The organism is Pandoraea eparura, assembly GCF_902459725.1.
Taxonomy (GTDB): Bacteria; Pseudomonadota; Gammaproteobacteria; order Burkholderiales; family Burkholderiaceae; genus Pandoraea; species Pandoraea eparura.
This window is the reverse complement of the sequence record NZ_CABPSH010000009.1, coordinates 164132-184665: the sequence shown is the minus strand read 5'-3', so window position 1 is coordinate 184665 and position 20534 is coordinate 164132. Positions and strand designations below refer to the sequence as shown.

Sequence of the window (20534 nt, the reverse complement as noted above, 5' to 3'; positions counted from 1 at the left end):
TTTGCCGGAAATCCCCATGACCCAGGACGAACTCAAGCGCTTGGTCGGCCAGGCAGCCGCCGACTATGTGAACCAGCACGTGCCCGAGGGCAGCGTGATCGGCGTGGGCACAGGGTCCACCGCCAACTGCTTCATCGACGCGCTTGCCGCGCACAAGGGCCGCTATCGCGGTGCCGTCTCCAGCTCCGAGGCCAGTACCGAGCGCCTGCGCAAGCATGGCATCGAAGTCTTCGACCTCAACCAGATCGACACACTGCCTGTCTACGTTGACGGTGCCGACGAGATCAACGCGCTTGGCCACATGATCAAGGGTGGCGGCGGGGCGCTCACGCGCGAGAAGATCGTCGCCTCCGTGGCAAAGCAATTTGTCTGCGTCGTCGACGCATCCAAGGAAGTCGCCGTGCTTGGCGTCTTCCCGCTGCCGGTCGAAGTGATTCCGATGGCGCAGGCGAGCGTTGCGCGTGCGCTGGCGGCGCTGGGCGGCAAGCCGCAGGCGCGTGTGCGTGCCGACGGCAGCCCGTACGTGACCGACAACGGCTGTGCCATTCTCGACGTTCACGGCCTGCAGATTCTTGACCCGGTGGCGTTCGAGGCCCAGGTCAACCAGATCCCGGGCGTTGTGACCGTCGGACTCTTCGCGCAGCGTGGCGCAGACATCACGCTGATGGGGACGCCCGAAGGCGTGCGCACCCTCGACTACCAGAACTGATCCCGGGAGGGCAGGATGGCTGGATCGCGTCGTCTTCCCGAAACCTGGTTCCGCCGTGGGTTGTGGTTGATCGCCGTGTTGTTTGCGGCGTTCCTGATCGGCCTGGGCGGGCTTGTCGTCGACAGATTGCCGGGGGTGGCTCCCGCGCCAACGCTCGACTCGTTCGTCGATCGCGGGCAGGCCGTCCGCACCGACGCGGCGATCAAACAGGCGCAGACGCAGCTTGAAGATATCGAGAGCCGGTTGGAGACGGCGCGTCTGCAGCTCAAGGCGCGCAGTACGGCGTATCGCAACGCGCGAGAGTCGTTCAACGACTGGGTTGCCACCCGCACAGCGACCGCGCAGGCCAGTCAGGATGCGGAGCTCGTTGCGCGCACGCAGGCACTCGATGGCCTGAAGGCAGCGCAGCGCGACGTCCAAACGCAGGTCGACACCCTCGAAGCCGAACAGCTCGACGCCCAGCGCGGGGTGCAGTCTGCGCGCACGGCGCGCTATGCGCTCAACACGGCGGCGAGTGAAAAACTTGCGGCGATCCAGCGTGCGCAGGAGTTGAAGGTCTTCGGCATCCGGTTGGCGCTCACCTTGCCGTTACTGGTGGTTGCAGGGTGGCTCTTTGTGCGTCAGCGCAAAAGCACGTGGTGGCCGTTCGTGTGGGGCTTCATCTTCTTCGCGCTGTTTGCGTTCTTCGTAGAGCTGGTGCCGTATCTGCCGGACTATGGCGGCTATGTGCGGTATCTGGTCGGCATTGTGCTCACGGTGTTGATCGGTCGTTACGCCATTGTTTCGTTGCAGCGCTATCTGGCCAGACAGAAGGCGGAGGAGCAGTTGCCGGACGAGGAGCGTCGCAAGACGTTGTCGTACGATCTGGCGCAGGCGCGGTTGGCGAAGTCGGTGTGTCCGGGGTGTGAGCGTCCGGTGAAACTGGACGATCCGAATCGCGACTACTGCGTGCACTGTGGTATTTGTCTTTTCGACCGTTGCGGTGCGTGCGACACGCGCAAGAATGCGTTTGCGCATTTCTGCCATCACTGCGGCGCGGGGTCGACCGCCAAGGCTGCCGGGGGCGGCACGACATCGGCGTAACCCAGCGCATCCCGCAGCCCAAACGCCGGAACAAAAAAATAGGCATACGAACCAAGTCGTATGCCTATTTTTTTGACGCCCGGGGTGCTGCGAGATAGGGCGTATGCGGGGACGGATCGGGGCCCCTTTCTGCCGCGAGTTGGGTCTATGTCTGAGAGGCGGAAAGGGGCCCCGATCCGTCTGGGGGGAGGTGTTTACTCCGAGGGCGGCGGCACATAGCCTTGAGCGACATCGGCACCTTCCCCGAAGAAATACTTTTCGGTTTGCTTGACCAGGTATTGACGGGCACGCGGATCGGCCATGTTCAGGCGGTTCTCGTTGATCAGCATGGTTTGTTGCTTGAGCCAACCGGCCCAGGCTTCTTTCGAGACGGATTCCCAGAGGCGTTTGCCAAGTTCGCCAGGCATGGGCGGGAAATCGAGACCTTCGGCTTCTTTGCCGAGTTTGACGCATTGAACCATGCGAGCCATGGGGAACTCCTTCGTGATCTTGGTGAGGCGTGAATGAATGTTGGACGCTGGCGTCGAGACCTTGAGGGGTATCGACGTGCTACGAAACCGAGGGTTGCGGCGGACAACGGCATATGGGGGCAGGGGGCGGAAGACACAAGGGGGAGCCCTGGGCGAACGCCGCCTGCCTGAACGTTGTCACAGCTTCTTGATTAGCACCAGCGAGCGGCGCTGCCAGTTATAGAGGCGGCGGCGGTCGGCGGGTAGATCGTCGACGCCTGCCTTGACGAAGCCTCGCTTGAGGAACCAGTGCTCGGTGCGCGTGGTGAGGACGAACAGGCGATCCAGGCCGCGGGCGCGGGCGCGTTGCTCGATATGCTTGAGCAGGCGTTCGCCGTCGCCCGAGCCCTGGGCTTCCGGATCGACCGTCAGGCAGGCCATCTCGCCGATGCGTTCGGTCGGATACGAATAAAGTGCCGCGCAGCCGAACAAGCGTCCATCGTGCTCGATGACCGAGAAATGATCGATGTCGCGCTCCAGCTGGTTGCGACCGCGACGGACCAGCGTGCCATCCGATTCCAGCGGTTCGATGAGTTGCAGGATACCGCCGACATCGTCGATCGTCGCTTCGCGCAGGCTCTCCAGGTTCTCGTACGAGATCATGGTGCCCACGCCATCGTGCGAGAACAGTTCGAGCAGCATGCTGCCGTCGAGGGCGAAGGGCACGATGTGGGCACGGCCAACGCCGGCCCGGCACGCGCGCGTCGCGTACTTCAGGTAAAACGCCGAATCGCGGTCGAGCGAGCCTTGCGACTGCAGGCGCTGGGCGTCCTCGAGCGTCAGTTCGTGCTGCAACTCGTTGTATTCGTTGAGAACGCCGGGCGTCTCCGTGATGAAGATCAGCTTGTCGGCGCGCAGTGCGATGGCTGCCGACGAGGCCACATCTTCCATCGTCAGATTGAACGACTGGCCGGTCGGCGAGAACCCCAGCGGCGAAAGCAGCACGATCTTGCCGCTCGCGAGCGACAGGCGGATCGATTCGGCATCGACCTTGCGGACCACGCCCGTGTGCTGGAAATCCACGCCGTCCACGATGCCCACCGGGCGCCCCGTGACGAAGTTGCCCGACACGACGCTGATGCGCGCATTGCCCATCGGCGTGTTCGGCAGCCCCTGGCTGATCGACGCCTCGATGTCCAGACGCAGCTCGCCCGCCGCTTCCTTCACCGCTTCGAGCGCGGCCGCGTCGGTAATGCGCAACTGCTGGGCGAAGTGCGACTCGATATGGCGCAGGCGCATCTGCTCTTCGACCTGAGGTCGCGAGCCGTGCACCAGCACGATATGCATGCCCATTGCGCACAGCAGCGCGACATCCTGAATCAGGGTGTCGAGCCCACCGGCCGCCACGAGTTCGCCACCGAAGGCGACCACGAAGGTCTTGTCGCGAAACGCATGGATGTAAGGGGCGACCGATCGCAGCCAGTCCACGAACTGGGCTTGATGGGCGGTCTCTTCGTCTTGTAGGGCGGGGTCGGGTTCGGTCAGCATGAGTGTACGTGCGCAAACATGCGCAGATTATATAATGCGCGCCCATGGCAAGTGATGAACGAAATCGACAATCTCCGCCCCCGAAGCCGAAAGTGACGGCCCCGGGGCATACGCGCGCCCAATCCAGGGTTGCCGCACCCACCCAGAACCCGGGGCGGCCGCCCAAACCCGCGCGCGCGGGACAGGCCGGCGGCCCGAACCCGGCAGGGGGGCGCCGCACGACACCGGCCGAGCGCGCCGCGCGCGACGCCGAACGTCTGGCGGCGCGCCAGGCCGCCGCCAACCCGGTGCCCGACATCGTCTTTCCCGAAGCGCTGCCCGTCTCCGGCCGACGAGACGAGATCGCGCGTGCCATCGCCGGCCACCAGGTCGTCATCGTCAGCGGTGAAACCGGCTCGGGCAAGACTACCCAGCTTCCCAAAATCTGCCTCGCGCTCGGACGCGGTCTGGGCGCGGGCGGCACCGGCCTGATCGGCCATACCCAACCGCGGCGGATCGCCGCGTCGGCCACCGCGCGCCGGATTGCCGAAGAATTGAACAGCCCGCTCGGCGAGATCGTCGGCTTCAAGGTGCGCTTCAACGACACCCTGTCCAATGGCGCGTCCGTCAAATTGATGACCGACGGCATTCTGCTCGCCGAGACGCAGACCGATCCGCTGTTGCGCACGTACGACACCCTCATCATCGACGAGGCGCACGAACGCAGCCTGAACATCGACTTTCTGCTCGGCTACCTCAAGCAGTTGCTGCCGCGCCGCCCCGATCTGAAAGTCATCATCACGTCGGCCACTATCGACGCCGATCGTTTCGCCCGTCATTTCGGCACGGGTGAGGGCGAGCACTTGCGTCCCGCGCCGGTCATCGAAGTCAGCGGCCGACTGTACCCCGTCGAAATCCGCTACCGGCCCATTCAGGACGACGCACGCATTGCCAACGCGCTGGGGCGCGAAGGCAGCCGCGCCAGCGCGCGCGACCGCGAGCGCGACCTGATGGACGGCATCGTCGACGCCGTCGACGAACTGTGCCGCGAAGGCGCCGGCGACGTGCTCGTCTTCCTGCCCGGCGAGCGCGAAATTCGCGAAGCGGCCGAGTCGCTGCGCAAGCATCATCCGCCGCACACCGAAATCCTGCCGCTCTTCGCGCGGCTCTCGGCCGCCGAACAGGAGCGCGTGTTCAAAGCGTCCAACGCGCGTCGCATCGTGCTGGCCACCAACGTGGCGGAAACGTCGCTCACCGTGCCGGGCATTCGCTACGTGGTCGACGCGGGCACGGCACGTGTCAAACGGTACTCGTACCGCAACAAGGTCGAGCAACTGCAGATCGAGCCGATCTCGCAGGCGGCCGCCAACCAGCGCGCCGGGCGTTGCGGCCGCGTGGCCGACGGTGTGTGCATTCGCCTGTACGACGAGGCCGACTTCCAGGCGCGCGTGCGCTTCACGGATCCGGAAATCCTGCGCTCGTCGCTGGCCGCCGTCATTCTGCGCATGCAGTCGCTGCGCCTGGCCAAGGTCGAGGAATTTCCGTTCATCGAGCCGCCGCCCGGCCGGGCCATCGCCGACGGCTATCAACTGCTGGGCGAACTCGGCGCGGTCGACGACACCAACCAGCTCACGCCACTCGGGCGCGAACTGGCGCGTCTGCCGCTCGATCCGCGCGTGGGGCGCATGATTCTCGCGGCGCGCGACCAGCAGTCGCTGCGCGAAGTCCTCATCATCGCGAGCGCGCTGGCGGTGCAAGACCCGCGCGACCGGCCCATCGAGGCTCAGGAGGCCGCCGACAACGCCCATCGCAAGTTTGCCGACGAACGCTCCGAATTTCTCTCGTGGCTCAAGATCTGGCAGTGGTTCGAAGAGGCGATCGCGCACAAGAAGTCGAACCGTCTGCTCGGACAGGCCTGCCGCGACAACTTCCTGTCGCAATTGCGTCTGCGCGAATGGCGCGACGTGCACAGCCAGTTGCTCACCGTCGTGCGCGAACAGGGCTGGCGTATCAATGCGTCGGAGGCCACCTACGAACAGGTGCACCTCGCCCTGCTCGCGGGGCTGCTCGGCAATATCGGCTGCAAGGCCGACGACGATCCGCATTTCCTCGGCGCGCACGGCATCAAGTTCCACATCTGGCCCGGATCGTCGCTCGTGAAGAAGGCCGGCCGCTGGGTGATGGCCGGCGAACTCGTCGAGACGAGCCGCCTCTACGCGCGCTGCATTGCCCGCATCGAGCCGGAATGGATCGAACGCGTGGGCAAGCATCTGGTGAAAACGTCGCTGTCCGACGCGCATTGGGAGAAGAAGGCCGCGCAAGTCGTGGCCTACGAGCGCGGCATGCTCTACGGCCTGACGATCTATGCGCGCCGCCGGATGAACTTCGGCCCGCGCGACCCGCGTCGCGCCCGTGAGATCTTTCTGCGCAGTGCGTTCGTGGAGGGCGAATGGGAGACCAAGCTCCCGTTCTATGCCCACAATCGCAAGCTGATCGCCGACATCGAACAGCTCGAACACAAGTCGCGCCGCCAGGACGTGCTCGTCGACGACGAACTGATCTTCGCGTATTACGACGCCCATGTTCCCGCCGATCTCTACGACGGCGCAAGCTTCGAGCATTGGTATCGCGAAACGGCCAAGGGCGCGCCGAAACTGCTCTACCTCGTGCGCGACGATCTGATGCGTCACGAGGCGGCGGGCGTGACCACCGACCTGTTCCCGAAGAAGACGGCGATTGCGGGCATCGATATGGTGCTCACGTATCACTTCGAGCCGGGCTCGCCGCGCGATGGCGTGACGCTCGCCGTGCCGCTCTACGCGCTCAACCAGGTCGATGCACGCCGCTGCGAATGGCTGGTGCCGGGCATGCTCAAGGAAAAGACGCATCTGCTGATGAAGTCGCTGCCTCAGAAGCTTCGGCGTCACTTCGTGCCGTTGCCCGAATCGGCGGCGGGCTTCGTCGAGCGGGCCACGTTCGGGCAGGGGGCGTTGCTCGATGCCCTCATCGCCGACGCGCGCGAACAGACCGGCCTCATGCTCAAGTCCAGCGACTTCAAGCTCGAAATGCTCCCGGCGCACCTGTCGATGAACTTCAAGGTAATCGACGAGCACGGGCGCCAACTCGGCATGGGCCGCAACCTCCCGCAACTGCGTGCGGAACTCGGCCAGCAGGCGCAGCGCACGTTCCAGCAGTTGGCGGCGCAAAGCGGCGCGACGCCGACCCGTGGCTCCGTTGTCGAGTCCGATGCGCAGCGTGCATTGGCGGCGACGTCCCCGGCAGGGCGCGGCGAGGTGCATGGCGCGCCGGGGCGGGCGGGGCGGACGGGCGAGGGGGGGCCACCGTCGGCGGCGGCCGTCGAGCCCGGTCGCTACGACAATCTCACGACGTGGAGCTTCGGCGAACTCCCCGAGATGCTGGAGATCCGGCGCGGCGGTCAAACATTGTTCGGCTACCCCGCGTTGGTCGACCGTAGCGACCACTGCGATCTCGAAGTGTTCGACGATCCCGACGAGGCGCAGCGTCAGCATCGCGCGGGTCTGCGCCGGCTCTTCGCGATTCAACTGCGCGAGCAGGTGAAGTACCTGGAGAAGAACATCCCGGGCCTGCAGCAAATGGCGATGCAGTACATGAACCTGGGCACGCAAGAGGAATTGCGTGAGCAGATCGTCGATCTGGCGCTGGAGCGCGCGTGTCTTCCGTTGCCGTGGCCGAGCGATAACGCGTCGTTCGTGGCGCGCAAGGATGAGGGGCGGGGACGTCTCACCCTGCTCGCCCAGGAGATCGCTCGACTGGCCGGGCAGATTCTCACCGAGTACGCGACATTGCAGAAGAAGCTGGCGCAGGCCAAGCCGTTTGCGCAGGCGCATGCGGATCTGACGGCGCAGTTGCAACGGCTGATCGGCAAGCGATTCCTGATCGATACGCCTTACGCGCAACTGGCGCATTTCCCGCGCTATCTGAAGGCGATGGCCGGGCGCATCGACAAGCTCAAGGCGGATCCGTCGCGCGACGCCCGTGCCATGAGCGAACTGGGGCCGTTGCTGCAAAACTGGCAGCGGGCAACGTCGCAACGCCGCGATCAGGGCGACGCGCGACTCGAGGAGTTTCGCTGGCTGCTCGAGGAGTTGCGCGTCTCGCTCTTCGCTCAGGAGTTGCGCACGCCCATGCCAGTTTCGGTCAAGCGCCTGCATAAGGTCTGGGAGGCCTTGCAACGCTGAGGCGCTGCGCTCGGACGTTCCTCGCACGGGATCTATTTTTTCGTCCACGCCCCGGTGCTGTAACATCGGGACATCGCCGCGAGGGGCTGACCGACCGGGCGCCGGCGCAAGCGCCTGTTCGTGCGTGCCGCGCTGGCACGACGCGTCGGCGCTGGGTGTACGCCCCGCAGCGCGATGGATTCCGATTCTCGTACCGACGGCACCGACCGTATCGAAACTGCATGAATGACATTCTTCGCGCGCTTGGCCGCGCGCTCGTGAGCCTGCTGCATCCGCGCATGTTGTGGCTCACCGCCATGCCCTTTGTGGTCTCCGGCCTCATCTGGGGCGCCGTGATCTGGTTCGGCTGGGAGCCGTTCACCGATTTTCTGCGCGTCTGGCTCGAACAGTGGCAGTTCACCCAGTGGATCTACCGCTTCTTCGGCTATTTCGGCGTCGATAGCGTGCGCATGGCGCTCGCGCCGTTCATTCTCGTGGCACTGCTCATCCCGCTGATCGTGGTCACCGCCTTGCTGCTCATCGCGGGCTGGTCGATGCCGGCGGTGCTGCGCCATCTCTCGCGTCGCCACTTCATTCATCTGGAAGCGCGCCAGGGTGGCTCGTTCTGGGGCAGCCTCGGGCAGTCGCTGGGCGCCACGGTGGTCTTTCTCGTGGCCGCGCTGCTCACGCTGCCGCTGTGGCTCGTGCCGCCGTTTTTCGCCATCGTGCCGCCGCTCTTGTGGGGCTGGCTCACCTATCGCGTGATGACGTATGACGCGCTGGCGTTCCACGCGAGCGCGGAGGAGCGTCGCCGGATCGTGCGCGAACGACGTCTGCCGCTGCTCGTGATTGGCGTGGCGACCGGGCTGCTTGGCTCGCTGCCGACACTGCTGTGGGTGTCGTCCGTCATCATGATCGTCATGTTCCCGGTGATCGCGTTGCTGGCGATCTGGTTGTACGTGGTGATCTTCGTGTTTTCGGCGCTGTGGTTTGCGCACTATTGCCTGCGGGCGCTGTCGCGATTGCGCGCGGCCGAGGCGGCCCGCCACGAGCCCATGCTCGCGGCAACGGTGCTGCCCGTGGCGAGCCTGCCGTCGCACGAGAGCGAGGACTTGCCGCCGGCGTTGCCGCCGGGGCCGGGGTCATCGAACGGTTCGCCGTGAAAGTGGCACAATCGTGTCACTGCGCGCTGCGGCCGGGCGGCGCCGCGCGCTCCCCCCAGGCTCTGACGACAAGACAAAGGAAGCATCATGGCGGTCGGCATCATCATCATCGGCGACGAGATCCTCTCGGGGCGCCGTCAAGACAAACATCTCTCCAAGATCGTCGAGTTGCTCACCGAGCGCGGCATGCGGCTCGGCTGGGCCGAATATGTGGGCGACGACCCCGAGCGCATCACGGCCACGCTTCGACGCACGTTCGCGAGCGAGGACATCGTTTTCGTCACCGGCGGCATCGGGGCGACGCCCGACGATCACACGCGTCAGTGTGCGGCGGCGGCGCTCAACGTTCCGCTCGTACTCACGCCGCAAGCCGAGGCGCTCATCATGGAGCGCATTGCCGAAACCAGCCCTGACGGCCGCGCGGACATGAGTCTGCCCGACAATCGGCATCGCCTGAAGATGGGGGAGTTTCCGGTCGGTGCGCGTGTACTGCCGAATCCGTACAACAAGATTCCCGGGTTCTCGGTCGAACAGCATCACTTCATGCCGGGGTTTCCGGTCATGGCGTGGCCGATGATGGCGTGGGTGCTCGATACGGACTACGCCGAGTTGCATCACCTGACGAAACACGCCGAGCGATCGGTGCTGGTGTTCGGGTTGGCCGAGTCGACGTTGACGCCGCTCATGGAAGCCATCGAAGCCGAATACGACGGCGTGAAAGTGTTCAGCCTGCCCAGCGTGGGCGACGCGCAGCGCGGGGCAATCTACGCGCGCCGTCACATCGATCTCGGGGTGAAGGGCGACCCCGCGCTGGTCGGTGCGGCGTTCGAGCGACTGATCGCCGGCGTGAATGCGCTCAGCGGCGAGATCGTGCATCCGAGCGAGGCGCTCGCGCTGCCGGAGGGGACGCTGCCGTCGGGCAACTGACCGGCACCGGTCGACCGACGCACGGGGCGCGTGAGCGCTTGGGGCGTCAGTGCAGATGATGGGGCCGCGTGAGCTGTGCGCCGTTGTCCTCGTGACCGATCGCCGGGCTGGCGTGGTGCAGCACGAGCCGCCAGCCGTCGGCCTCCTTCATGTAGACGTTGGTGGCGAGCACAAACGCGTATCGGGCTTCGGGGCGGGTCTCGACCTGCACCTGCTCCAGTACGTTATGGACGGCGCACAGGGGATTGCGCGCCACCTGGAGATGACTCACCGTCACGTGCAACCCCTCCTTGGCGAGGATCTCCTGCCAACTCGCGCGAACGGCTGCGGGGCCGACGTGGCGAGGGCCCGCGGGGTGAATGCAGACGATTTCCTCGTCTTCCGACCAGACATCCATCAACGTATCGGTATCGCCGGTACGCAGCGCTTCATAGTAGGCGTGCTCGGCGTCTTCCGGACTCAGAAAAATGGCAGCGGGCATAACGGCGGCCTCCGACGGAGTGGAGCGCCAGGCGGTGGGTGGGGCCTGGCGAACGCGCCGATTATGGAGGGTTTGCCGAGGCTTGTCGAACGTCGGGATGACGACATCGCGCGTACGGCACTTGACCTGGCGCAAGACGCCGCCGTCGCGGCGCCGCTAGCCTATCGGTAACGTATCGGGAGTCTGTGGCCAGCGACGCCGCGCGAGGGCACCTTGGTGGTGCGCGAAGTCGCGGGGGCACGGGGGCAGGGGCGCGTCCCCGGTGGCGGACCTCAGCAGGGAACGCCGGCGAGTTCGTGCAGGGCGGCCGCATCGACGATCTTGACGTGGCGCTGCCGGATTTCGATCATGCCGTTTTGCGCAAAACGCGAAAACAGGCGGCTGACGGTTTCGAGCTTGAGACCGAGGAAACTTCCGATTTCCTCGCGGCTCATGCGCAACACGAACTCGTTGGCTGAATAGCCACGCGCGGACAGTCGCTCGGACAGGTTGAGCAGGAAAACGGCCAGACGCTCCTCGGCGCGCATCGTGCCGAGCGCGAGCAATTGCTGGTGCTCGTTGCGGATTTCCTGGCTCATCAGGCGGTGTAACTGACGCTGCAGCGACGGCACCTGACGCGACAGTGTCTCCAGCTCGCCGAAGCGCGCGATGCACAGTTCACTGTCTTCGAGCGCAATGGCCGTGCTCGGATGATGGTGGTCGGCCACGGCATCCAGGCCGATGAGTTCGCCCTGAAGGTGGAAGCCGACGACCTGCTCGCGGCCATCGGGGGCCGTGACGCAGCTTTTTAGCGAGCCAAAGCGAATCCCGTAGACGGCGTGCAAATCGTCGTTGGCGTGATACAGCACTTCGCCCTTCTTGAGGCGACGGCGCTCGCTCACAAGAGCGTCAAGTCGTTCCAGCTCGGGCGCCGGGATGCCCACCGGCAAACAGAACTGGCCGAGCGAACAGGTGGAACAGCGGGGCTGAGCAACGGGAATGCGGCCGATCTCTGTGGTCATGGGGGCCCCTGAAGTTTTTTGAGGAGTCTATCATGGGGCGTTGACCTATCGTTTTCCCTTTCTCTGCGTCGGGATGACGACGGCGCTTTACGGGCGTCGGTGTTTCAGTAATAATTGCGCACATACCGGACGTCCGTCTCGCCGCACTGTCGGCCTGGGCGTTTTCCCGGCAGGTCGTTTCGAAGCATTCAGGTCGCGCCGCCGTCACTACGACCGAACACAATTGGGCGCGCGCTTATGCGAAGCGGTTACGACCGTTTCTCGTGTTCCAAGCATCCATTTATTCCTGATACCGGGTCGCCAAGCCCCCGGTCTGCTTAGTCGCACATGAATACCCAAGAGGCGAAACTCGTCCTCGAGACCGCGTTGATTTGCGCGCAGGAGCCGCTCAAGGTCGGCGATTTGCGCAAGCTTTTCAATGACGCCTTGTCTGGCGACACGGTGCGCGCGCTGCTCGAGGAAATCCGCGTGCAATGGGATGGCCGAGGTGTGGAATTGGTGGCGTTGGCCACCGGCTGGCGTTTCCAGAGCCGTCCGCGCATGCGTGAATACCTTGACCGTCTGAATCCGGAGAAGCCGCCGAAGTATTCGCGCGCCGTGATGGAGACGCTGGCGATCATTGCGTATCGCCAGCCGGTCACGCGCGGCGATATCGAAGAGATTCGCGGCGTGACGGTCAACACGCAGATCATCAAGCAGCTCGAGGATCGTGGCTGGATCGAAGTGATCGGCCATCGCGATGTGCCGGGACGCCCCGGTCTGTATGCGACGACCAAGGACTTTCTCGACGATCTGGGGCTGCGCGCGCTCGATGCGCTGCCGCCGCTCGAAGATCCGGCGGCACAGGCGCAGATCGATTTGCTCGCACAGCAGAACATCGAATTCGGCGAGCGCGCCGAGGGCGAGGCAGGCGATGAGGTGGCGTCCGATGACGTGCCCGTCGCCGATGCCGACGCGCTGGCCCGTCTGGCGCAGGCACGCGCCGACGACCTGCCGCTTGCGCAAGGGCTGCCGGAAGATCAGCGCCCGCGGCCGGTCGTAGACGACGGGCTGACCGAAGACGCGTTGCTCGACGCGGTCATGGCCGAATGCGAAGGCGGCGTGGCGGCGCCGGCCGAGGTGCTGGCGGCGATGGCGCCGGCAGGCGCGGCGTCGGCGACGCCAATGGCGCCCGTGGAACCGACGGAACAAGTGAGGCGCGTGGAACTCGCGGACACGGCACACGTCAGTGAGCAGGTCGATGCGGCGCAGGCCGAGGCGACGCACGCAACGTTCTGCGACGACGAACAAGACAATGCGCCAACGTCGCCGGAGGCCGCGATCTCGGGTGAGGTCACGCAGGACAAGGAATTTTCCGAAGAATCGGATGCGGTGGTGCCGGTCGGCGACGATCCGCCGCAAGATGAGCAGCACGTGGCGACGCAGGCGGCAGATCCCGCAGTGTCGGTCACACAGGAGGTTTCCCCGCACGCTGCCGACTCGGCAGCGAACGAGCCTGCCACCGGGCATCCCATGCCCGGCGAGCAGGAAGACGACGAGAGCGACGGGGACGACAAGAGTCTCGTCACGGGCACCTGAGGCGTCGGCGCATTGCGTCGCGCGCACCAGCAGGGCCGTTAGCGATAAGAACGAAGTCGCGGCAAGCCGTTGCCGCGCATTCATGGTGCGAACACGGATCGGGGCAGCCCCTAACGCCTGCCCATGGCGATCCCGTTTTCCAATGAGGTTGTGTTGAAACAAATCGAAGAATCCCAAGACCTGCACGCCCGCGATGCCGGTGCCGAAGCCCGTGCGCCGGAAGGCGAGGGCGGCGACGAAAAAGCATCGCGCCGCGGCTTGCGCCGTGGTCCGCGCAGTCTGATTGCCCGCCGTCGTGCGGCTCAGCAATCCAAGCGTGAAGGCGAGGACGGTGCCGGCGAATTCGCCGCGTCGGACGCCCCGCAGAGTGACGCGCACGGCGATGCGCCGCGGGCCCAGGCCTCGGACGCCGACGGCGCGCCGTCGGCCGCTCAGGGGCGGGGTCGCAACGCCGCACCGCGCAAGCCGCGTGGCGGCAAGCGTGACGGTGCCTCGCAAACGTCGCAGCCCTCACAGGGCGGTGGTGCATCCCACGGCAATGGTGCGGGGCCGGCCGGCAAGGCGCAGCCAGGTGGCAAGGGCCGTGGCCGCAAGGATGCGGCGGGCGGTGCCCGAGGCGGTCCGGGGGGCGGCGGCAAGGGGGGCAAGGCGGGCAAGGGCGCGGACGACGATCTGTTCGCGTTCGTGACATCGGGTGGTTTCGACAGCGACGAGTCCGAGGGCGATGCCAAGGCTGCTGCCAAGCGTGGCCGCCGTCCGGCGGACCGCCGCGTCCTGTCGCCGGACGATGAGGCGCCCAAGTTGCACAAGGTGCTGGCCGAGGCGGGCATGGGATCGCGTCGCGAGATGGAAGAGCTGATTCTCGCCGGGCGCGTGTCGGTCAACGCCGAGCCCGCGCACATCGGTCAGCGCATTCTGCCGACCGATCAGGTCCGCATCAACGGCAAGCTTGTCAAGCGCCGCATCACGAGCAAACCGCCGCGCGTGCTGCTCTATCACAAGCCCGCCGGCGAGATCGTCAGCCACGCCGACCCGGAAGGCCGCGCGTCGGTGTTCGATCGCTTGCCGCCGATGAAGACGGCCAAGTGGCTCGCTGTCGGGCGCCTGGACTTTAATACGGAAGGTCTGCTGATCCTCACGACCTCGGGCGATCTGGCGAACCGGTTCATGCATCCGCGTTATGGCATCGAGCGTGAATACGCTGTGCGTACCGTGGGGCAATTGAGCGAGGCGTCGCGCCAGCAACTGCTGCACGGCATCGAGCTGGACGACGGCAAGGCCAACTTCCTGCGGTTGCAGGACGGTGGCGGCGAAGGGTCGAATCACTGGTATCACGTGGCGCTGACCGAAGGTCGCAACCGCGAAGTGCGTCGCATGTTCGATGCGGCCGGCTTGATGGTGAGTCGTCTGATCCGTACGCGTTACGGCCCGCTGACGCTGCCGCGCGGCCTCAAGCGCGGTCGATATGAAGAGTTGGACGACGCGCAGGTGCGCTCGCTGTTCGCGTCGGTCGGCATGAAGATGCCGGGTACCGGCTCGGACGATAAGAGCAGTGCGGGCGGTCGTGGCGGCAAATCCGGCGCACCGAAGGAGCCGCGTCGTCAACCGGACCCGATGCAGACGGCCTTGGGCGTGTTCAGTCGCGAGCCCGGTCAGTCGCGCCGTCCCCGGCCCAATCCACTGACGGCTTTTGTTGGCCCGAGCGGCGGCTACCCGGGACAGACGCCTTCGCCGCGAGGTGAGGGGCGACGCTTCGGCGGTGGCGGCAACTCGTCGGCGGGCGGTGGCGGTTTTGGTGGCCAGTCGCGTGGCGGCAATGTCAATGGAAACGTCAACGGCAATCGCAGCCGTGGTGGCAACCGCGCCGGCGGCACTGGCGGTGGTGCGGGAGGCGGCAATCACGGCAACCGCGGCAATCGCGGCGGTAACCGTTCACGTTGATTGGGCGGGCGAGCCCCGACGCGGATAGCTGAGATGGGCAGGGGGCGACGGGCTGCCCCGCCCCTCGCGCCCTGCAAAATCGGGACCGTCGATTGCCGGCCGTTCTGCATTGCGGCAATGCGGCACGAGTGCCTGTCCTGCGGGTTTTGCGGGCGCCGAGCGTTGCAAATCGGCCCAAAATCATATAAAATCAATGAATAAGCTGGTCTGCGTGCTGTGATTTCTGTTGCGGCGCGCACCTCATGCGCAATGAGGCTGTAAGAAATGGGCGTTTCGCCCATTTTTTTTTGCCGCGAGCGTTTTGCGCGCGGCCGATGCCGCCGCGCTCGGGAGTGGGTGTGCCGACACAGGCACGCCGGTCCGGGCGGTCGAGGGCCGGTATCGTGCGGCGCCCCAGGCGGGGCGCGCAGACATGTCGGGCGCTGCTGATGCGCGCGAGTTTTTCTAGGGTGAGCAAAGTTGCAATTGCCAGAACTGATCGAGACCACGGTCGAAGGCCTGGGTTACGAGCTGGTCGATCTTGAGCGTGCCGGCGGTGGGTTGCTGCGCGTGTATATCGACAAGCCGGAAGGCATCACGATCGATGACTGCGAGACGGTGAGCCGTCAGCTCTCGCATGTCCTGATGGTCGAGAACGTCAATTACGACCGACTCGAAGTGTCGTCGCCGGGGCTGGATCGTCCGCTGCGCAAGCTGCGTGACTTCGAGCGTTTTGCCGGTGCGGAAGTGAGTCTTACGTTGCGTGTGCCGCTCGAAGGCCGCAAGCAGTTTCGCGGCATCCTGCAGGCGCCGCAAGGCGAGAACTTGAGCCTGGAGTTCGAAGGCAAGGGCGGCCCGGCGCTGCTCGACTTCACCCTCGCGGATATTGACCGTGCGCGCCTTGTGCCGCAGATTGATTTTAGGAGTCGCAAACGATGAGTCGCGAAGTATTGCTGTTGGTCGATGCGCTCGCGCGCGAAAAGAACGTCGACAAGGACGTCGTGTTCGCCGCGCTGGAAGCCGCATTGGCCTCGGCCACCAAGAAGCGCTATGCCGAGGACGTCGACATTCGCGTGCACATCGACCGCGAGTCGGGTGAGCACGAGAGCTTCCGTCGCTGGGTCGTGGTGCCGGACGAAGCGGGTCTGCAAGAGCCTGACAAGCAGATCCTGTCGTTCGAAGCCAAGGAAGACGATCCGTCCATCGAGATCGGCGAATTCGTGGAAGAACCCGTGGAATCGGTCGAGTTCGGCCGTATCGGTGCACAGGCGGCCAAGCAGGTCATTCTGCAGCGCATCCGCGACGCCGAACGCGAACAGATTCTCACCGACTTCCTGGACCGCGGCGAGAAGATCATGACCGGTGCGGTCAAGCGTCTCGACAAGGGCAACCTGATCGTCGAGTCGGGGCGTGTCGAAGCGCTGCTGCGTCGCGATCAACTGATCCCGAAGGAAAACCTGCGTATCGGTGACCGCGTTCGCGCGTACATCGTGAAGGTCGATCGCACGGCGCGCGGCCCGCAAATCGAACTCTCGCGCACGGCGCCGGAATTCCTGATCGAGCTGTTCGGCATGGAAGTGCCGGAAATCGAGCAGGGGCTGCTGGAGATCAAGTCGGCCGCTCGCGATCCGGGCGTGCGCGCCAAGATCGCCGTGGTGGCGTACGACAAGCGTATCGATCCGATCGGCACCTGCGTGGGCATTCGCGGCACGCGTGTGCAGGCGGTGCGTAACGAGCTTGGCGGCGAGAACGTCGACATCGTGCTGTGGTCGGAAGACCCCGCGCAATTCGTGATCGGTGCGCTGGCGCCGGCGGCGGTGCAGTCGATCGTCGTGGACGAAGAAAAGCACAGCATGGACGTCGTCGTCGACGAGAACGAACTGGCGGTGGCGATTGGTCGCAGCGGTCAGAACGTGCGTCTCGCCTCGGAGCTGACCGGCTGGCAGATCAACATCATGACGCCGGACGAGTCGGCCGAGAAGCAGAACGAAGAGCGTGGCACGCTGCGCTCGCTGTTCATGCAGCGTCTCGATGTGGACGAAGAAATGGCGGACATCCTGATCGAGGAAGGTTTCTCGAGCCTGGAAGAAATCGCCTACGTGCCTTTGAACGAAATGCTCGAGATCGAAGCGTTCGACGAGGACACGGTGCATGAGCTGCGCAATCGTGCGCGCGACGCCCTGCTCACGCAGGCGATTGCCACCGAGGAGAAGGTCGAGGGCGTTGCGCTCGATCTCAAGAGCCTTGACGGCATGACGCCCGAGTTGCTGGCCCAACTGGCCGAGCATGAAATTCAGACGCGCGATGATCTGGCCGAGCTGGCCGTCGACGAACTCACCGAGATGACCGGTGTCGACGAGGAAGCCGCGAAGGCCCTGATCATGAAAGCGCGAGAGCACTGGTTCCAATGATGACCTGCCCCGGCATGCATATGGAACAGTGAACTTTGAAGTTAACCGCAAGGCGCGTGGCCTTGCTTGAAGAGGTTTGAATGGCGAGCATCAACGTAGCCCAATTTGCTGCAGAACTCAAAATGCCGGCCGGCGTGTTGCTGGAGCAACTCAAAGCCGCCGGCGTGGAAAAACTCAGCGCCGACGATTCCCTGACGGAAGCCGACAAGGCCCGTCTGCTGGAGCACCTGCGCCGTTCGCACGGCGCCGGCGACGGCGACAAAAAGAAGATTACTCTGACGCGTCGCCAGACCTCGGAAATCAAGCAAGCCGACGCGACCGGCAAGGCGCGCACGATTCAGGTGGAGGTGCGCAAGAAGCGCACCTTCGTCAAGCGTGACGACGTCGCCGAAGGTGCGGAAAGCGCAGCGGCCGCGGCCGAAGACGAAGCCCTTCGTCAGCGTGAGGAAGACGCACGCCGCGAAGCGGAGCGTCTGGCCGCGGAGGCGGCGGAACTCAAGCGTCGCCAGGAGCAACTGGAGCGCGAGGAAGCCGAGCGCCGCGAGCGCGAAGAGAAGGAAGCGGCCGAGCGCCGTGCGCGCGAGGAAGCGGAGCGTGCGGCTGCGGCCAAGGCGGCCGAAGAGCAAAAGGCAAAGGCCGAGGCCAAGGCGGAAGCCCAGGTCGACGCGCAAGCCGAGAAGGCTTCCAAGGTCGACGCCGAAAAGGCCGAGCAAGCCGAGAAGGCCGAGAAGGCCGCTGCGGCCAAGGCCGAAGCCGAACGTGAGCAAGCCCGCAAGGCGAGCGAAGAAGCCCGTGCGGCTGCCGAGAAGGCGAGCGCTGCGGCTGACAAGGCTCGCGCCGAAGAGGAAGCGATCCGCAAGCGCCGTGCGGCGGCGGAAGCCGAAGCCCGCGCGATTCGCGAGATGCTGAACGCCCCACGTCGCGTGCTCAAGGCACCGGAGCCGGCACCTGCCGCGCCGGCTGCCGCCAAGCCGGAAGCGAAGGGTACCCTGCACAAGCCGGCCAAGCCGGAAGGTGCCGCGTCGGCCAAGCCGGCGGACAAGAAGCCGGCGGCAGCCGCCCCGGCCTCGACGACCGCGGGCGCCGCCGACAAGAAGGACAAGAAGCCGGGCGCCTGGCAGAAGGATGCCGATAACCGCAACAAGCGGGGCGGCATGAAGACGCGCGGCGACACGAGCGGTGGCTCGGACGGTTGGCGCGGCGGTGGCCGCGGTGGCCGTCGTGGCGACCGTCATTCGCAGGACGATCGTTCGGCCTTCCAGGCGCCGACCGAGCCGGTCGTGCGTGATGTTCACGTGCCGGAAACGATCAGCGTGGGCGATCTGGCGCACCGGATGTCGGTGAAGGCCTCGGAAGTCATCAAGCTGATGATGAAGATGGGCCAGATGGTGACCATCAACCAGGTGCTGGATCAGGAAACGGCGATGATCGTCGTGGAGGAACTTGGCCACCGTGCGATCGCCGCGAAGCTCGACGATCCGGAAACGCTGCTGGCGCTGGGCAACGAGGCGACGGAAGCCGAAGCGCTGCCGCGTCCGCCGGTGGTCACGGTGATGGGTCACGTCGACCACGGCAAGACCTCGCTGCTCGACTACATCCGTCGCGCCAAGGTGGCGGCGGGCGAAGCCGGCGGTATTACGCAGCACATCGGTGCGTATCACGTCGATACGCCGCGCGGTACGGTGACGTTCCTCGACACGCCGGGTCACGAAGCCTTTACGGCGATGCGGGCTCGCGGTGCGCAGGCCACCGACATCGTGATTCTTGTGGTCGCGGCGGACGACGGCGTGATGCCGCAGACGAAGGAAGCGATTGCCCACGCGAAGTCGGCGGGTGTGCCGATCGTGGTGGCGATCAACAAGATCGACAAGCCGGAAGCCAACCCGGATCGCGTGAAGCAGGAACTCGTGGCCGAAGGCGTGGTGCCGGAAGAGTACGGTGGCGATTCGCCGTTCGTACCGGTGTCGGCGAAGACGGGGGCGGGCATCGACGATCTGCTCGAGAACGTGTTGCTGCAGGCAGAAGTGCTGGAGCTGAAGGCCCCGGCGGAAGCCCCGGCCAAGGGTATCGTGATCGAAGCGAAGCTGGACAAGGGTAAGGGTCCGGTGGCGACGATTCTGGTGCAGTCGGGCACGCTGCGTCGTGGCGACATGGTGCTGGCCGGTCAGGCTTACGGCCGTGTGCGTGCGATGCTGGACGAAACCGGCAAGAATGCGAAGGAAGCGGGCCCGTCGATCCCGGTGGAAATTCAGGGTCTGTCGGAAGTGCCGGGCGCGGGCGAAGAAGTGCTCGTGGTCCAGGACGAACGCAAGGCGCGCGAAATCGCGCTGTTCCGTCAGGGCAAGTTCCGCGACGTGAAGTTGGCCAAGCAACAGGCCGCGAAGCTCGAGAACATGTTCGAGCAGATGGCCGAGGGCGAAGTCAAGTCGTTGCCGCTGATCATCAAGGCCGACGTGCAGGGTTCGCAGGAAGCGCTGGCGCAGTCGCTCAACAAGCTCTCGACGCCGGAAGTGCGCGTGCAGATCGTGCACGCCGCCGTGGGTGGCATCAGCGAAAGCGACGTCAACCTGGCGACGGCGTCGAAGGCAGTCATCATCGGCTTCAACACGCGTGCGGATGCACTGGCACGCAAGCTGGCCGAGTCCAACGGTATCGACATTCGTTACTACAACATCATCTATGACGCTGTGGATGAAGTGAAGGCGGCGATGTCGGGCATGCTGGCGCCGGAGAAGAAGGAAGAGATCACAGGTCTGGTCGAAGTGCGTCAGACGTTCCGCGTGCCGAAGGTCGGCACGGTGGCCGGCTGTATGGTGCTCGACGGCTTCGTCAAACGTGGGTCGCATGTGCGTGTGTTGCGCGACAACGTTGTCATCTTCACGGGCGAGCTCGATTCGCTCAAGCGCTTCAAGGATGACGTGAAGGAAGTCAAGTCCGGCTTCGAGTGCGGTCTGTCGGTGAAGAACTTCAACGACATTACGGAAGGCGACCAACTGGAAGCGTTCGAAATCACGGAAGTTGCCCGCTCGCTGTAACGCGATCGGTCCAATGGATGTGGAATGGCCCACCAAGCCGGGAAACCGGTG

14 protein-coding genes are annotated in these 20534 nt (G+C 65.2%); 10 read left to right on the top strand and 4 right to left on the bottom strand.

Going from position 1 to position 20534, the window contains the following annotated elements; genetic code table 11:
- The first annotated feature begins 16 nt into the window (after nucleotides 1-16).
- Entirely contained in the window at nucleotides 17-709 is a 693-nt protein-coding gene (gene rpiA / locus PEP31012_RS17585) for a ribose-5-phosphate isomerase RpiA (RefSeq protein ID WP_150590591.1), read from the top strand.
- 15 nt (nucleotides 710-724) lie between these two features.
- Nucleotides 725-1792 carry a serine endopeptidase gene (locus tag PEP31012_RS17580; protein ID WP_150590590.1) on the top strand — a complete coding sequence of 356 codons (1068 nt, stop codon included), beginning with the start codon at nucleotides 725-727 and terminating at the stop codon, nucleotides 1790-1792.
- Nucleotides 1793-1986: 194 nt separating this feature from the next.
- On the opposite strand, the gene PEP31012_RS17575 is transcribed toward PEP31012_RS17580, so the two are convergent.
- Nucleotides 1987-2262: an oxidative damage protection protein gene (locus tag PEP31012_RS17575; protein ID WP_150590589.1), complete on the bottom strand. Its 276-nt coding sequence runs from the start codon at nucleotides 2260-2262 to the stop codon at nucleotides 1987-1989.
- 177 nt (nucleotides 2263-2439) lie between these two features.
- Entirely contained in the window at nucleotides 2440-3789 is a 1350-nt protein-coding gene (argA, locus tag PEP31012_RS17570) for an amino-acid N-acetyltransferase (protein ID WP_150590588.1), read from the bottom strand.
- 44 nt (nucleotides 3790-3833) lie between these two features.
- Between argA and hrpA the strand changes: the two genes are divergently transcribed.
- From hrpA to PEP31012_RS17555, 3 genes are all read left to right on the top strand, one after another.
- Nucleotides 3834-7988, top strand: a complete 4155-nt coding sequence (gene hrpA, locus PEP31012_RS17565; protein WP_150590587.1) for an ATP-dependent RNA helicase HrpA — start codon at nucleotides 3834-3836, stop codon at nucleotides 7986-7988.
- Nucleotides 7989-8209: 221 nt separating this feature from the next.
- The gene (locus PEP31012_RS17560; protein WP_150590586.1) at nucleotides 8210-9130 is read left to right on the top strand and encodes an EI24 domain-containing protein; all 921 of its coding nucleotides are present in this window, start codon (nucleotides 8210-8212) and stop codon (nucleotides 9128-9130) included.
- An 87-nt stretch (nucleotides 9131-9217) separates the two neighbouring features.
- Nucleotides 9218-10057 (top strand): competence/damage-inducible protein A, encoded by an 840-nt coding sequence (locus tag PEP31012_RS17555; RefSeq protein WP_150590585.1) that lies wholly within the window; start codon nucleotides 9218-9220, stop codon nucleotides 10055-10057.
- 46 nt (nucleotides 10058-10103) lie between these two features.
- On the opposite strand, the gene PEP31012_RS17550 is transcribed toward PEP31012_RS17555, so the two are convergent.
- Entirely contained in the window at nucleotides 10104-10538 is a 435-nt protein-coding gene (locus PEP31012_RS17550; RefSeq protein ID WP_150590584.1) for a YybH family protein, read from the bottom strand.
- Between the two features lie 272 nt (nucleotides 10539-10810).
- Nucleotides 10811-11539 (bottom strand): fumarate/nitrate reduction transcriptional regulator Fnr, encoded by a 729-nt coding sequence (fnr, locus tag PEP31012_RS17545; protein ID WP_150590583.1) that lies wholly within the window; start codon nucleotides 11537-11539, stop codon nucleotides 10811-10813.
- 327 nt (nucleotides 11540-11866) lie between these two features.
- Between fnr and scpB the strand changes: the two genes are divergently transcribed.
- From scpB to infB, 5 genes are all read left to right on the top strand, one after another.
- Nucleotides 11867-13117: an SMC-Scp complex subunit ScpB gene (gene scpB / locus PEP31012_RS17540; RefSeq protein ID WP_150590582.1), complete on the top strand. Its 1251-nt coding sequence runs from the start codon at nucleotides 11867-11869 to the stop codon at nucleotides 13115-13117.
- 153 nt (nucleotides 13118-13270) lie between these two features.
- Nucleotides 13271-15058: a pseudouridine synthase gene (locus PEP31012_RS17535; RefSeq protein ID WP_425494969.1), complete on the top strand. Its 1788-nt coding sequence runs from the start codon at nucleotides 13271-13273 to the stop codon at nucleotides 15056-15058.
- A gap of 459 nt (nucleotides 15059-15517) precedes the next feature.
- Nucleotides 15518-15976, top strand: coding sequence for a ribosome maturation factor RimP (gene rimP, locus PEP31012_RS17530; protein ID WP_150560742.1), 459 nt, complete (start codon nucleotides 15518-15520; stop codon nucleotides 15974-15976).
- The gene (gene nusA / locus PEP31012_RS17525; protein ID WP_150590580.1) at nucleotides 15973-17448 is read left to right on the top strand and encodes a transcription termination factor NusA; all 1476 of its coding nucleotides are present in this window, start codon (nucleotides 15973-15975) and stop codon (nucleotides 17446-17448) included. Before rimP ends, nusA begins: the two co-directional genes overlap by 4 nt.
- Nucleotides 17449-17528: 80 nt before the next feature.
- A complete protein-coding gene (gene infB / locus PEP31012_RS17520) occupies nucleotides 17529-20483 on the top strand; it encodes a translation initiation factor IF-2 (protein ID WP_150590579.1) in 2955 nt (984 codons plus the stop codon).
- The last annotated feature ends 51 nt before the right edge of the window (nucleotides 20484-20534 follow it).

Bases quoted from the DNA above. Each gene is read 5' to 3' on its own strand.
- rpiA (WP_150590591.1), top strand. From the start codon at position 17: ATGACCCAGGACGAACTCAAGCGCTTGGTCGGCCAGGCAGCCGCCGAC.
- PEP31012_RS17580 (WP_150590590.1), top strand. From the start codon at position 725: ATGGCTGGATCGCGTCGTCTTCCCGAAACCTGGTTCCGCCGTGGGTTG.
- PEP31012_RS17575 (WP_150590589.1), bottom strand. From the start codon at position 2,262: ATGGCTCGCATGGTTCAATGCGTCAAACTCGGCAAAGAAGCCGAAGGT.
- argA (WP_150590588.1), bottom strand. From the start codon at position 3,789: ATGCTGACCGAACCCGACCCCGCCCTACAAGACGAAGAGACCGCCCAT.
- hrpA (WP_150590587.1), top strand. From the start codon at position 3,834: ATGGCAAGTGATGAACGAAATCGACAATCTCCGCCCCCGAAGCCGAAA.
- PEP31012_RS17560 (WP_150590586.1), top strand. From the start codon at position 8,210: ATGAATGACATTCTTCGCGCGCTTGGCCGCGCGCTCGTGAGCCTGCTG.
- PEP31012_RS17555 (WP_150590585.1), top strand. From the start codon at position 9,218: ATGGCGGTCGGCATCATCATCATCGGCGACGAGATCCTCTCGGGGCGC.
- PEP31012_RS17550 (WP_150590584.1), bottom strand. From the start codon at position 10,538: ATGCCCGCTGCCATTTTTCTGAGTCCGGAAGACGCCGAGCACGCCTAC.
- fnr (WP_150590583.1), bottom strand. From the start codon at position 11,539: ATGACCACAGAGATCGGCCGCATTCCCGTTGCTCAGCCCCGCTGTTCC.
- scpB (WP_150590582.1), top strand. From the start codon at position 11,867: ATGAATACCCAAGAGGCGAAACTCGTCCTCGAGACCGCGTTGATTTGC.
- nusA (WP_150590580.1), top strand. From the start codon at position 15,973: ATGAGTCGCGAAGTATTGCTGTTGGTCGATGCGCTCGCGCGCGAAAAG.
- infB (WP_150590579.1), top strand. From the start codon at position 17,529: ATGGCGAGCATCAACGTAGCCCAATTTGCTGCAGAACTCAAAATGCCG.